Origin of the sequence: Pseudarthrobacter sp. W1I19 (genome assembly GCF_030817835.1) — a bacterium.
In the GTDB taxonomy this organism is placed as follows: domain Bacteria; phylum Actinomycetota; class Actinomycetes; order Actinomycetales; family Micrococcaceae; genus Arthrobacter.
Genome location: NZ_JAUSZR010000001.1, coordinates 3037285 through 3051366, shown reverse-complemented (window position 1 = coordinate 3051366; position 14082 = coordinate 3037285). Strand labels below are relative to the sequence as shown.

The 14082-nt window shown below is 66.7% G+C and carries 10 protein-coding genes; 6 read left to right on the top strand and 4 right to left on the bottom strand.

Annotated features, from left to right (window positions below; all coding sequences use genetic code 11):
- Nucleotides 1-64 precede the first annotated feature (64 nt).
- Nucleotides 65-1792: a dolichyl-phosphate-mannose--protein mannosyltransferase gene (locus tag QF038_RS14200; protein WP_307610711.1), complete on the bottom strand. Its 1728-nt coding sequence runs from the start codon at nt 1790-1792 to the stop codon at nt 65-67.
- A 45-nt stretch (nt 1793-1837) separates the two neighbouring features.
- Between QF038_RS14200 and rsmI the strand changes: the two genes are divergently transcribed.
- Together rsmI and QF038_RS14190 are read left to right on the top strand one after the other, a co-directional pair.
- Nucleotides 1838-2773, top strand: a complete 936-nt coding sequence (rsmI, locus tag QF038_RS14195; RefSeq protein ID WP_307610710.1) for a 16S rRNA (cytidine(1402)-2'-O)-methyltransferase — start codon at nt 1838-1840, stop codon at nt 2771-2773.
- Between the two features lie 184 nt (nt 2774-2957).
- Entirely contained in the window at nt 2958-4457 is a 1500-nt protein-coding gene (locus tag QF038_RS14190) for an NAD-dependent succinate-semialdehyde dehydrogenase (RefSeq protein ID WP_307610709.1), read from the top strand.
- 68 nt (nt 4458-4525) lie between these two features.
- Here QF038_RS14190 and QF038_RS14185 read toward each other — a convergent pair whose 3' ends face one another.
- The 3 genes from QF038_RS14185 to QF038_RS14175 are packed head-to-tail and all read right to left on the bottom strand — an operon-like array spanning nt 4526 to nt 9577.
- A complete protein-coding gene (locus QF038_RS14185; RefSeq protein ID WP_307610708.1) occupies nt 4526-7009 on the bottom strand; it encodes a DUF3488 and transglutaminase-like domain-containing protein in 2484 nt (827 codons plus the stop codon).
- Nucleotides 7006-8442 carry a DUF58 domain-containing protein gene (locus QF038_RS14180; RefSeq protein ID WP_307610707.1) on the bottom strand — a complete coding sequence of 479 codons (1437 nt, stop codon included), beginning with the start codon at nt 8440-8442 and terminating at the stop codon, nt 7006-7008. The genes QF038_RS14185 and QF038_RS14180 overlap by 4 nt, the downstream gene beginning before the upstream one ends.
- A gap of 10 nt (nt 8443-8452) precedes the next feature.
- The gene (locus tag QF038_RS14175; RefSeq protein WP_307610706.1) at nt 8453-9577 is read right to left on the bottom strand and encodes a MoxR family ATPase; all 1125 of its coding nucleotides are present in this window, start codon (nt 9575-9577) and stop codon (nt 8453-8455) included.
- 165 nt (nt 9578-9742) lie between these two features.
- Here QF038_RS14175 and QF038_RS14170 point away from each other — a divergent pair, with 165 nt between their 5' ends.
- From QF038_RS14170 to QF038_RS14155, 4 genes are all read left to right on the top strand, one after another.
- The gene (locus QF038_RS14170) at nt 9743-10648 is read left to right on the top strand and encodes a TatD family hydrolase (RefSeq protein ID WP_307610705.1); all 906 of its coding nucleotides are present in this window, start codon (nt 9743-9745) and stop codon (nt 10646-10648) included.
- 280 nt (nt 10649-10928) lie between these two features.
- Entirely contained in the window at nt 10929-12110 is a 1182-nt protein-coding gene (locus tag QF038_RS14165; RefSeq protein ID WP_307610704.1) for a resuscitation-promoting factor, read from the top strand.
- 123 nt (nt 12111-12233) lie between these two features.
- On the top strand, nt 12234-13106 hold the full coding sequence (gene rsmA / locus QF038_RS14160) for a 16S rRNA (adenine(1518)-N(6)/adenine(1519)-N(6))-dimethyltransferase RsmA (RefSeq protein ID WP_307610703.1): 873 nt from the start codon (nt 12234-12236) through the stop codon (nt 13104-13106).
- Nucleotides 13103-14065: a 4-(cytidine 5'-diphospho)-2-C-methyl-D-erythritol kinase gene (locus QF038_RS14155; RefSeq protein WP_307610702.1), complete on the top strand. Its 963-nt coding sequence runs from the start codon at nt 13103-13105 to the stop codon at nt 14063-14065. The genes rsmA and QF038_RS14155 overlap by 4 nt, the downstream gene beginning before the upstream one ends.
- Nucleotides 14066-14082: the final 17 nt, after the last annotated feature.

The window sequence follows — 14082 nt, the reverse complement described above, 5'->3', positions numbered from 1 at the left end:
GCAGGTCTCCGTTCCGCTGCCACGCCGCGGCAGCGGCTCCTTCGGGGTCTCCTGACATCCTGCCCTAGATCCAGGACGGCATCCACATTCGAAGCCTCCACTGCTGGTACGGGATGATCTCGGCGGCCCATACCGGGTAGAAGAAGGCCGACAACAGCATGGCCGCCGCCACAAACACGGCCACCAGATACAGCCCGGACCGGCGGCGCCACGGCGGATCCGTGGTTTTCCCCAGGACCAGCCCCAGGCAGTAGACCAGGGCCAGCACCAGGAACGGTTCGAAGGAGACGGCGTAAAAGTAGAACATGGTCCGTTCGGGGTACATGAACCATGGCAGGTATCCGGCGGCCACGCCGGCGAGCACGGCCCCTGCCCGCCAGTCACGGCGTCCCGCCCACCAGAACAGGAGCACCACCAGCGAAATGGTGGCCGTCCACCAGATCAACGGGTTCCCCACCGACAGGATGGCGGATGTGCACCGGTCAAAGTCGCAGCCAGGGGTGCCGCGCTCGGGGGACTCATAGAAGAACGACGTCGGCCGGCCCATCACGAGCCAGCTCCAGGCACTTGCCTCGTAGGGATGCTCCGAACCAAGGCCCTGATGGAACTTGTACGCTTCCAGGTGGTAGTGCGCAAGGGACCGGACAGAATCCGGCAGCCAGCCCCACTCCGCGGAAGGATTGCTTTGCGCCCAGCGGCGGAAATAGGCGTCCTCCGACCGGAACCAGCCCGTCCAGCTCAGGGCGTAGGCCACGGCGGCAACCGGAACCATGCCCAGGAATGCCGGAACACCGTCCTTGATGATGCCGCCGCTGATCCAGCCGCGGATACCCGCCACCCGGCGCGCATTGAGGTCCCACAGCACCGTAAGGATGCCGAAGGCGGCAAGGAAGAACAGTCCGGACCACTTGGTACCCACGGCTAGGCCCAGGCAGAGGCCCGCCGCAATCCGCCACCAGCGAACCCCCAGCCAGGGCCCGGACAAGAGCTGTGCCGGAGTGGGACGTTCCCCGCTGGCCTCCGCCGCCCGGGCAAGCCTGGCGGCCAGCCGCCGTCGTCCGTCATCCCTGTCAAGCAGCAGTGCGCCGAACGCCGCGAGGACCCAAAACATGAGGAAGATGTCCAGCAGCGAGGTCCGGGACATCACCAGGTGGTGCCCGTCCACGGCAAGCAGGAGGCCCGCGGCTCCCGCGAGCGGAAGCGAACCGAAGAGCTTCAGGGCGATGAATGACAGGAGCAGGATGGACAGGGTGCCGGTCAGGGCTGCGGAGAAGCGCCAGCCGAAGGAACTGTCCGGGCCGAAGAGCCACATGCCGGCAGCGATCATCCATTTTCCCACTGGGGGATGGACCACGTATTCGGGCGAGTTCAGGAGGACGCCCGGGTTTCCGGCGTTGAAGGAATCGTTGGCTTTGTCCGGCCAGGCCCGTTCGTAACCGCTCAGCAGGTACGAGTAGGCATCCTTGACGTAATAGGTCTCGTCGAAAACCAGCTTGTGCGGTGTCTCCAGCCGGACGAACCGGAGGACCCCGCCTGTCACGGCCGTCAGGACAGGAACCAGCAGGAACCACAGCCGCAGCGACGGCGGGTAGTCGCGCCACTGCTCCCGGGGGCCCAACAGCCGGGTGCGGAGGGAATCGGCGGTAAATGCCTCGGCCGGGCGGCTGATCCATGGCCGGGCCGGGGCGTTTCCGGGTTGGCCGCCGGCTGCTGGAGAGCTTGCGCTGGACGCCGCGGGTGTGGCGTGTCCGGCCCCGGCTGGCCGCGTCGAGGTCTGCGTCACGAGCCCCATGCTACCTTTTGCGGCTGGCAGCGCCCGCAGCAGTAGGCTGGTGGCGTGGACCCTAACCCCAGCCCCTTCCCTGATTCCGGCATTGCACCCTCCAGCCAGGCTGGTGGAGAACCCGCAGGGGATGCAGCGGTTACGGCACCGGGCCAGGTGGCCGGGCGGATCGTGCTCGCCGCCACGCCGATCGGGAACGCCGGCGACGCCTCCGCCCGGCTGGTGGAACTGCTGGCGACGGCGGACATTGTTGCCGCTGAGGACACCCGCCGACTGCACCGGCTGGTACAGAACCTGGGGGTGACGGTGGCAGGGCGGGTGATCAGTTACCACGAGCATAACGAGGCCGCTAAGACTGCTGAACTCCTCGACCAGGTCAGGGCTGGAAAGACCCTTGTTATGGTCACAGACGCCGGAATGCCGTCGGTATCCGACCCCGGCTTCCGGCTGGTGGAGGGCGCCGTAACGGCCGGACTCACTGTGACCGCTGTTCCTGGGCCATCGGCAGTCCTGACGGCCCTGGCGCTCTCCGGCCTGCCCACCGACCGCTTCTGCTTTGAAGGTTTCCTGCCGCGGAAGGCCGGGGAAAGGGCCTCACGCCTGGCTGACCTCGCCGGGGAGCGGCGGACCATGGTGTTCTTCGAAGCGCCGCATCGGCTCGAAGCCATGCTGCGGGCCCTGCGGGAACGGTTCGGCCCGGAGCGGCGTGTCGCAGTCTGCCGCGAACTGACCAAAACCTATGAGGAAGTCATTCGCGGCTCCCTGGACGACCTCCTGCAGTGGGCCGAAAGCACTGAGGTGCGGGGTGAGATTGCGGTGGTGTTGGCAGGGGCCCCGGAGCAGGCCGCCGGAACACCCGAAGACCACGTGGCTGCGGTCAATGAGCTGGTGGCGCAGGGCATCCGGCTCAAGGAGGCCGTTGCCGCTGTCGCGGAGGATGTCCGGGTGAGCAAACGGGAGCTCTATTCAGCGGTTTTGGCTGCCCGCTAGGGTTGCCTAGTTCCCTGTGCTGAGGCTGTGCAGGTGCACAGCCCTTTCCTCTTGCGGTAGTGCGTAAAGGCGTAGACCGGCTCGCGGCCCGGCAGTAGTCTGGCAACTAATCAGCCCGTATCACTGCGGCCGTTCCGGCCACCTGCCCGCGGGCTGCAATAACCCTACTGACGAGGGAGTCATCGTGACTGTCACTGCACAGCCGGCCGTTTCCGCAGAACGCGAAAGCGCCCTTTTGGCCTCTGTTCCCACCGGCCTGCTTATCAATGGTGAGTGGCGGGCCGCCGCTTCCGGCAAGACGTTCGACGTCGAAGATCCGGCCACGGGCAAGGTGCTGTTGAGCATTGCCGACGCCGGTCCCGAAGATGGTGCCGCGGCGCTGGATGCCGCCGCTGCCGCGCAGGAGTCCTGGGCGAAGGTCCCATCGCGGGAGCGCGGCGAAATCCTGCGCCGCGCCTTTGACCTGGTTACCGAACGCGCCGAGGATTTTGCGCTTTTGATGACCATGGAAATGGGCAAGCCCCTGGCCGAAGCCCGCGGCGAGGTGACCTACGGTGCCGAGTTCCTGCGCTGGTTCTCCGAAGAAGCCGTCCGTGCCTTCGGCCGCTACTCCGTCTCCCCGGACGGCAAGTCCCGGCTGCTGGTCACCAAGAAACCGGTGGGCCCCTGCCTGCTGATCACCCCGTGGAACTTCCCGCTGGCCATGGCCACCCGCAAGATCGCCCCGGCCGTCGCAGCCGGCTGCACCATGGTGCTGAAGTCCGCGAACCTCACGCCGCTGACCTCCCAGCTGTTCGCCGCGGTCATGATGGAAGCCGGCCTGCCCGCCGGCGTCCTGAACGTCATCCCCACCTCCACAGCCGGTGCCACCACGGGCCCGCTGATCAAGGACTCGCGGCTGCGCAAGCTCTCCTTCACCGGCTCCACCGAAGTGGGCCGCCGACTGCTGTCGGACGCCTCCGAAACCGTGCTGCGCACCTCCATGGAGCTGGGCGGGAACGCCCCCTTCGTCGTCTTTGAAGACGCCGACCTCGACGCCGCCGTCGCCGGGGCCATGCTCGCCAAGCTGCGGAACATGGGCGAGGCCTGCACCGCGGCCAACCGCTTCATCGTCCACGAATCGGTTGCCGCCGAGTTCGCGGAGAAGTTCGCCGCGAAAATGAAGGAGATGACCACCGCCCGGGGCACCGAACCCGAATCCAAGGTGGGTCCGCTGATCGATGCCAAGAGCCGGGACAAGGTTCACGAGCTGGTCTCCGACGCCGTTGCCTCCGGCGCCAAAGCAGTCCTGGGCGGCGGACCGGTGGAGGGCCCGGGCTACTTCTACCAGCCCACCATCCTCTCCGGCGTCACCGAAGGCACCCGGATCCTGTCCGAGGAAATCTTCGGCCCCGTCGCCCCGATCACCACCTTCAGCAGCGAAGATGACGCGGTACGGCTGGCCAACAACACCGAATACGGGCTGGTGGCCTACGTTTTCACCAAGGACCTGAACCGCGGCATCCGGATGGGCGAAAAGCTCGAAACCGGCATGCTCGGCCTGAACGCCGGCGTCATCTCCAACGCCGCCGCACCTTTCGGCGGCGTCAAGCAGTCCGGCCTGGGCCGCGAAGGTGGCCTCGAAGGCATCGAGGAATACCTCTACACCCAGTACATCGGCATCGCCGACCCCTACGCCGGATAGAGGCTGCACGGCCGGCGAAAGCCGCTGCCTGCCCTGGTGCGGGAACCGCTGGATCCGGAGGGCCTGTATCAGGAACCTCCGGACCAGCGCAGAGACCAGGTGCGGGCAGCGGCTTTCGCCGCTTTGCCGGCGGCAACGCCGGCAGCCCGGAAGGGAGCAGCCAGCAGGCGTCCAAACCGTCCAACAACCGACGCCGGCAGCCAGGCTGCGTGCAGCCGGCGCAGCGTGGGGGAGTTGGCCCGGAATGCTGATTCAAGAGCCGCGATGCGGGCAGCGGTGATTTCGCTGCTCCGGGACGCCTTCCGCGCAGTTCCGGAATGGTCTGCTTCAGGCTCCCCGCCCACCGGCGGGCCGTATTTTTGGCGTTCGAATTCTGCGGTCAACCCCGCCGCAGCCTGGTGGGCGGCCTCGTCCATTCCGCCCGGTTCGCCCAGCAGCGTGGAGCCACGCAGCCTGGCGGAGTACGCCCGGGGGGTCTCGCTTGGCTGGGGCGGCAGGCCGTAGTCGGTACCCAGGTCCACCATTTCGCTCCATGCCAACGGCACTGCAGCGGCAGGGTCCGCTGTTCTGAGCCGCCGTGCCCGGATCCCTGCCCGGATGAGCCGGGGGCACGCGGCAAGCAGCGCAGCCCCTACAAGCGATCCGATACTCATCAGCCACCGAAGGAGTTGGCTTCCGGTGTCCGTGGTGACGCCCGACTCCGGGCCGGGCAGCGGAGCGGCGCTCGGCGCCGGCGCGGGAGCAGGTGTGGCTTCCGGGACCAGATCGTCACCGTTCTCCAACGCGTTGGGGGCCGGGGAGGCGGAGGTCTCGGTGGCGTAGTCCGGCACTACGCCGCGGGACGGTGTGGGCTCGAACGGGACCCAGCCCAGCCCCTGGAAGTAGAGCTCCGGCCACGCGTGGGCATCCCTGGCGTCCACCTCGTATTCAGGCAGTGCACCCTGACCGGCCACGGATACGGTGGCGCCCGTCAGCCTGCCCGGGGCGTAGCCCACCGCGATCCGGCTGGGGATTCCCTCGAGCCGGGCCATCACCGCCATGGCGGACGCGTAGTGGATGCAGTAGCCGCTCTTCTGGTTCAGGAAGTCTGCGAGGACGGAGAGCCCGTTTCCGTCATAGCCGCCCTGCACGGGGGACTGCAGGGAGTAGGTGAACTCCGCGGACCGCAGGTACTTCTGGATGGCCATCGCTTTGTCATAGGGAGTGGAACCGGAACCGGCTACCGTGTCTGCAGTGCTCCGGACGATATCCGGAATGTTTCCCGGAATCCGGGTGAAGTCATCCGCTATGCCCTGCACAGGTGCCGAAGATCTGGCCAGCAGCCCCGCTGTCACCGTCGGAACGGTGGACGTGACCAGGTACTCCTGCCGGCGTGAGGTGGTGTCGGTCCCCTTGATGCTCAAGGTGGCAGGATCCCAGGTCCACCGTCCTTCCAGGCCCCGTACGGATTCCGGTGCGTAGGGGACGGGCAGGTAGGGGCTGGTGAATGTCCCGGCATCGATGGCTGTGACCAGCTGCTGCACATCGGGCACTAGATAGCCGGGGTCGATTTGGTTGCCCAGCGGGCGGCGGGAAGCGTTGCGGTCATCGGGGCCCCAGGAGTCGCCATCGAAATTGTCCACGGTGACCGAGCGTAAATACAGCGGGGCAGGGGAGTTGGTGGCATAGGTGATGCGGCCGCTCCCGGCAGGGGTCCGCAGGCTGTTCCCCAGCGTGATCATAGGGTTCAGGCCGGTGGACTGGCCCCATGGATTAATGCGCGAGCCTTGCGGAAAGGTGCCCTGGTCGAATCCCGGAATGGCCAGCGGCAGCACCAGGGTGGCGGCCACGGCCACGGCCCCGGTCAGGACTGCCCTCCGCACCTGGCCGGGATTGCGCGCGGAATCGGCGGGTGTCCGGGCATCCGGGACGTACCACTGGCTGCATGCCAGGATCATCAGGTACCCGGCCACCGCGGCGGCAAATGCCCAAAAGCCCACGCTTTGGGGCTTGATCATTGCCGGCACCACCAGGATGGCCAGCAGCCCCACTCCGGTGGCGGCGGGCATGCCGAGAGGTACGGCCAGCGCGTCCACCAGGATTACGGCCAGGCCCAGGACCACGCAGATGACCATCACGATGCCCACGTTGGGTGCCACGGGGGCCGTTTCGGAGAGGACGGTTTCGCTGGCACGGCGGATCAGCCGGTCAAGCTCGGACAGGCTGGCTCCGGTGGGAAGGATGCCCGCGAAACTGGAGCTGCGGAAGAATGTCAGCGTCAGGATGGCGGCCAGGGAAATGAATCCGCCGGCGGTCACCAGCAGCGGTTGCGCCCTGACCGAACGCAAGACCGCGAGCGTGAGGCTGACCACCAGCACTGTGGTGAGAACCGGCCAGTACCAGGCCCAGCCCCGCAGCACTCCATTCAGTGACAGGGCCGCGCCTGCCACCGCGAACGCAATGGAACCTGCCATCGCCCAGGGATAGGCGCCTACCCGGGTGCGTCCCGGCGTTCCTGCCGGCCCCGGCTGCTGCCGTTCAGTTCCGGGGTTCCTTGCAGGTGCAATGGTCATCGGGCCACCCCCGCTCCACGCCGGACCTCCGCCGCCGGTGGTTCCGGCACGTCCAGGTCCTGGTCGAACTGGTTCCATGCCGCCGCCACGGATACGCTCGGCGCCACGGCCGCCGCCCGCCAGCCTCCCTGCCGGAGTTTCTCCAGGGCATCCTCGAACTCCGCAGGCCGCTCCGCCACCAGGATCGCAAAGGCGTTGGTGCCGTAGCCTGCGGCGGGCGCAAGGGACAGCGCCTCCAGTGCCGAGATCCTGCCCAGGACGGCGATGACCGGGCCCCGCATGCGGTGGGCGGAGAGCTTGTCCATGAGGTTGTCATCAAAAGGTGGGGGCCCTGGCTCCTGGCCATGGGATTCCCTGACGCCAAAGACGTCCGCGCGGCCCGCCTCGCCGCGCAGGTGGTGGGGCCCCGTGAGCTGGATTGCGGCGAGGCTCTCGGCAATGGACTGGAGCCCGGAGGCCCCGGTGTACTCTTCCAGCTCGGGTTCAGGAGCGGACGGCGAACGCAGGAAGGCCGGTTCCCCTCGCGCATCCAGGAGGCGCAGCGCGTAATTGCGTTCGGAAAGGTGGGCGCTGATGGACATGGCGGCTACCACGGCCCACTCGAAGGTTTCGCTGCTGATCATCGTGTGGCCGTCCTGGGCCGCGTTTCCTGCCGGGGCGGCGCCGGAGCTGCCGGAGAACGCCCCGAACCGGTGGTCCAGGATGATGGTGGCCTCAGGCGTGGTGACGGATTCCTCCTGCCGCACCATAAGCTCTCCGTGGCGGGCGGTGGCCGCCCAGTGGACACGGCGCATTGGATCTCCGTGCCGGTATTCGCGGGTCATCACGTCGTCGTCGCTGGGGTTGGCCCGGATCCTCGTAGCAGTGACGCCGTCGTTGCCCCGTGCCCCGGCCAGCCCGGTCAACGGAAGGACGACGGCGGCAGGCGTCACGGTGAGGGTGTCGCCGTCGTCAATGGCCTGCCTGTGCAGCGACAGGCCGAACGGATCGGTGAACTCCGCTGTGACTGGCCCGATCAGGAACTGGCCGCGCTGGGCGGAGCGCAGGTGGTACTCATACCTGCTGGTGCCGCCGGTGGCGGAACGGGAAGGGAACCGGAAGGCCGGTGACTCGCCGAACCTGGGGGGCAGCCGTTCTTCCATGGTGGCGCGGCCGCTGGCGGACCCCGTCCGGGCCACCGCAAGCCTGACAGTGGTGGGCGCGGCCGTCTCCACGGGCGAGGGGTTAAATTCGCGGTACACCTGGAAGCGCGGTTTCACCAACCGGATCCCGGCGAGGGAAACCAGTGGGAGGACAAAGAGGAGCACTGCAAGGCTCAACAGGTCCCTGCGGCCCATCACCTGGGCGGCGGCAAGCGCTGCTGCCCCCGCGGCCAGCATTCCCCAGCCGCGTTGCGTGAAGAGGTGTCCGGGAAGTCGGTCCAGCAGCGCCATGGAAGTCCGCCTAGCGGTTCCTGCTTAAACCTGCCACCGGGGCGTTCCGGCCGGCAGGTGCGGAAGCCCTTGCTCCGGTATCTGCCGGTTTCTGTGCCACGGGCAGCCGGGACAGGATGCCGCGGAGGACGCTGTGTGCGGTTTCCCCCGCGCCCGCGGCTTTCCGGTCCAGGATGATCCGGTGTGCCAGGACAGCCTCGGCGACGTCCACAACATCATCCGGCAGGACAAAGTCGCGGCCGTCCAGAGCCGCAGTGGCCTTCGCCGCCCGCAGCAGCTGCAGCATGGACCGGGGGCTGGCCCCGAGGCGGAGCAGCGGGCTTTCCCGGGTGGCGCGGCCCACGGACACCGTATATTCCTTGACAGCCTGCGAGACGTAAACCTGCTGGACCGTGGCGATCATGGCGGCTACCTCGGCGGTGGTCACCACCGGGGACACCTTGGCCAGCGGTGACGCCGACTGGTGCGTCTCCAGCATCTCGATCTCGGATTCCTTGTCCGGGTATCCCATGGAGATCCGCGCCATGAAGCGGTCCCGCTGGGCCTCAGGCAAGGGATAAGTGCCCTCCATTTCGATGGGATTCTGCGTTGCCACCACCATGAACGGCTCGTCCAGGCGGTAGGACTTGCCGTCCACTGTCACCTGGTGCTCCTCCATGCACTCCAGCAGGGCGGACTGGGTCTTCGCTGACGCCCGGTTGATTTCGTCGCCGATGACAATGTTTGCGAAGACGGCGCCGGGCCGGAATTCGAAGAGCCTGGAAGACTGGTTGTAGATGGACACGCCCGTAACGTCGGAGGGAAGCAGGTCCGGGGTGAACTGGATCCGGTTCACCGTACAGTCGATGGTCCGGGCGAGCGTCTTTGCCAGGAGCGTCTTGCCCACCCCCGGCACGTCCTCCAGCAGCAGGTGGCCCTGGGCGAGCAGCACCGTCAATGCGAGCTTCGCGGCATCCGATTTCCCGTCGATCACCGTATTGACAGTCGTCAGGATCCGCTGGCTTGCCTCGTGGAAGGACGTGGCATCCATGGCAGCGGAGCGGTGGCCGTTCAGGTGGCTCACGGGCTCTGCGATTCCCGCGAGATTGCGGTTCGCAGCGCTCACATCGTTGGCACTGCGTCGGTGGGATTCCATCGGCAACCTTTCAGCCCGGGGTTCACCTGGACGGGACAGCTGGCCCTGCCTTCGCCCGTCGGTGGGCGTCCGCATGTGTTCGTACCAGACTACTAACACAACTGCCACCACAGACAGAGAGTTCCAACAAATATGGGGACCGCACTGTCGGTTTAGGCTTGATGGATGTGCAACCCGCTGATCCCCGCCGCATACCGTGCTTCAGCTGCCGGTGATGCGCCGGAATCCGAACGCTCCAGGCAGCGGGAGTTTCCCCCGGCTCCTGAGCCTTTGCCGGTGCCCGTTATGGACAACCACACCCACCTCGACTTCCCGGACGGAGAGGCGCCGGTGGGGATCAAGGAAGCCCTTGACGCTGCTGCGGCGGTAGGCGTCCAGGGTGCCGTGCAGGTGGGCTGCGACCTGGAATCATCCCGGTTCACGGTGCAGGCGGTTGACCTGGATGAACGGCTGCTGGGGGCAGTGGCGCTTCACCCCAACGATGCTCCCCGTTATGCCGTGCGGGGCCAGCTGGAAGAGGCGCTGGCAGAGATCGAGCAACTGGCTGCCCATCCCCGGATCCGCGCCATCGGCGAAACCGGCCTTGATTTCTTCCGGACCGAGGGAGAGGGCCTGGCCCACCAGCGCTACTCCTTCCGCCGCCACATCGACATCGCCAAGCGGCTGGACCTGACACTGCAGATCCATGACCGCGACGCCCACAGCGACGTGGTGCAGGTGCTCAAGGAAGAAGGCGCCCCGGAACGGGTGGTTTTCCATTGCTTCTCAGGCGACGAGGAACTGGCCGCGATCTGCAACCGTGAAGGCTGGTGGATGTCCTTCGCCGGGACCCTGACGTTCAAGAACGCGGCCAACCTGCGGGCCGCGCTCGCCGCAGCGGATCCGGCACTCCTGCTGGTTGAAACGGATGCTCCATTCCTGACCCCGCATCCCCACCGGGGGAGGCCCAACGCCAGCTACATGGTCCCCTATACCGTCCGGGCCATGGCGGAATTGACAAGCCGGGACCTTGCCGGCCTGTGTGCCGGCATCAGCGAAAATACCGTGCGCGCCTACGGAAAATGGGATTAAGAACACATTGCCTGCCCACCTTCCAACAAATACCTGGTATGCAAATTTCTTGGCGGCTTTATAACGCTACGGTTACAGTGGAAAACTATTAGCCGGGGTCGGGGAAGGCCACCGGATAAGTTCACTTCTTCCGCAGCAGGATACGCCGGGCTTGTTCCGGCTTGCCTGCAGGCAGGAGTGTGGCGGCGCAACGGTGCCCGGACTACCCCTCCTCGAGGTGTGCCCGGGCATTTTATTGCGCTCTCCCCGTGCCCGGACGGAGCTAAAGTTACGGGCAATCGTGGTCAAGTTCTTCACAACGGACGGCAAGTTCAGCTTTTTCAAGGTTGGAACCCAGCTGCTGGTGCTGTGCGCACTGGTGGTGGGACTCGTAGCCTTCGTGGGCAATAACAAAACCATCACGCTCAACGTTGATGGCAAGGTAACTTCCGTTCAGACCTTCGGTGGAACAGTGGGGCAGGTCGTTAAGAGCGCCAACCTCGAACTGAAGCCGGCGGACCGGGTTTCCCCGGCCATCGACAACACCGTCCAGAACGGCACGGTTATCAACGTGAACCAGGCCAAGGAAGTCAAAGTCAGCCTTGACGGCTCCGAAAAGACGGTGAACACCACCGCGCAGGACGTTGAAGGACTGGTCACCGAACTTGGTGTCGCAAGCGCGTCGTCGGTCTCGGTTCCCAAGGACGCACAGCTTTCAGTGGCGGGATCCTTCGTTTCCATCTCCACCCCCAAGTCCGTGAGCATCGTCGCCGACGGCAAGGTCCAGGCGGCCACCACCACTGCCGCTACCGTGGGCAAAGTCCTGGAGGATGCCGGCCTGACCCTTGGAGCCAACGACCGCTCCTCCCAGCCGGCCAATGCCCACGTGGTCAACAACATGGTGATCAAGGTCTCCCGCGTGGACGTTGGACAGACCGCAGTGACCACCGAGGACGTCCCCTTCAAGACTGAGACCGTCGAAAGTGCCGAGCTGTTGAAGGGTGAAAAGGAAGTCACCCAGGCCGGTGCCGCCGGCAAGCTGGAGAAGACCTTCAAGCTGGTACTCGTTGATGGCCGCGAGGCATCCCGCACCCTGGTCACCGAATCGGTCACCGCGCAGCCCGTCACCGAGAAGATCACGGTGGGCACCAAAGCCAAGCCTGTGGCCCAGGCCGCCCCGGCCCCGGCAGCCAGTGCCAGTGCCGGTGCCAACACCGGTGCAGCCGCTCCGGCCATGATGAACGAAGCCATGTGGGACAAGATCGCCCAGTGTGAATCAGGCGGCAATTGGTCCATCAACAGCGGCAACGGCTACTACGGTGGCCTCCAGTTCGACATCCGGACCTGGATCGGAGCCGGCGGCGGCGCGTACGCCCCCAACGCCAGCCTCGCCAGCAAGGCACAACAGATCGACATCGCCAACCGCGTCTACGCGCAGCGCGGCCTGCAGCCCTGGGGCTGCGGCTGGGCGGCAAGCCGCTGACGGACGGCATAACTGAAGCCCCACCGCACCGTGGCCGGACCCGGATCTTCCGGGCCCGGCCGCGGCATTTAACCGCAGCTTTGCCCGGCAGGCCGGGACCGGCACGCGGGATAGGATACCTAGGTGACTGAACCCATCCCCGCCGCGCCCGCACCGCTGTTTGGTGCCTCCGACATACGCCGGCTGGCGGAAGAGATCGGCATCCGCCCCACCAAGACCCTGGGCCAGAACTTTGTGATTGACGGCAACACCATCCGAAGGATCGTGGCCGCGGCCGGCATTGGACCGGATGAAACAGTGCTCGAAGTAGGGCCTGGCCTCGGGTCCCTGACCCTCGGCCTGCTCGACGCGGCCGCCGCCGTGGTGGCCGTGGAAATCGACCCCGTACTGGCTGCAAGGCTCCCCGAAACCGTCAAGGAATGGCGCCCTGCCGCCGTCGGAAACTTCCATCTGGTCCAGGCTGACGCCATGAAGGTGACAGAACTCCCCGTCCAGCCCACCGCGCTGGTGGCCAACCTCCCTTACAACGTGGCCGTGCCCGTTGTGCTGCACCTGCTGCAGCATTTCCCCAGCCTCCAGCACGGCCTGGTGATGGTGCAGGACGAGGTGGCTGACCGGCTGGCTGCCGTGCCGGGATCCAAAATCTACGGCGTCCCGTCCGTGAAGGCTGCCTGGTACAGCCACATGCGCAAGGCCGGAGTGATTGGAATGAACGTGTTCTGGCCGGCCCCCAAGATCCATTCCGGACTGGTGTCCTTCACCCGGCACGAACCTCCGGCCACCACCGCCACCCGGGAACAGGTTTTTGCCGTGATTGACGCTGCCTTCGCCCAGCGCCGCAAGACCCTGCGCGCCGCACTTGCCGGTTGGGCCGGCAGTGCTCCGGAGGCCGAGCGCTGCCTGGTTGCCGCCGGCGTCGACCCCACGGCCCGTGGTGAAGTCATCGACATTTCCGCCTTCGCAAGGATCGCCGAAGCCCGCGAGGCCCGCCCGTGAACGCCCTTCCGGGGCGCTTCGCCGCCAGGACCGTCAGGGCCAAGGCGCCGGGCAAGGTGAACGTGTCCCTGGACGTCGGCCCGCTGCGGCCGGACGGCTACCATTCGGTAGCCAGCGTTTACCTCGCCGTGTCCCTGTATGAGGAAGTCGCGGCCACCAGCACCGAAACGCCTGGGATTACCGTCAGCCTGAGCCCGGACAGCACACTGGACCTGGACGCCGTCGACATCCCCCTGGACGGGAACAACCTGGCCTATAAGGCGGCGGCCATCATGGCGGACGTTTCCGAACGCCCAACGGGTGTCCACCTCGAGATCACCAAGCGCGTGCCCGTGGCAGGCGGCATGGGCGGCGGCTCAGCCGACGCCGCCGCAACCCTGCTGGCCTGCGACGCACTCTGGAACAGCGGCCTCTCGCGGGAGGAGCTCGCCCATCTGGCGGCCGAGCTCGGCGCCGACGTCCCCTTCTCGCTGCTGGGCGGAACCGCCGTCGGCCTTGGGGTGGGCGACGAACTTTCACCGGCGCTGGCCAAGGCGCAGACGGACTGGGTCCTGGTCACGGCGGACTACGGGCTCCCCACACCCGAGGTCTACAGGACGCTGGACCGGCTGCGGGCGGCGGAAGGCATCGAAGGTGCCGAGCCCACCGGCGTGGACCCGCAGATCCTCACCGCCCTTCGCAGCGGGGACGCAGAAGCGCTGAGCCGCGTCCTGGTCAACGACCTCCAGCGGGCCGCCATCAAGTTGGCGCCCTCATTGCGCGATACGCTGGGAATCGGCGAATCACACGGTGCCGTTGCAGGGATCGTCTCCGGCTCGGGCCCCACCGTGGCGCTGTTGGCCGATGACCCCGTTGCCGCAGAGGGCCTGGCGGAGAACCTGCGGCGCTACGGCCTCACGGCCCTCGCCGTCCACGGCCCCGTTCCCGGCGCGCGAATCATCTCCGACACCATCCTGTAAGACCTACAGTTTCCAGC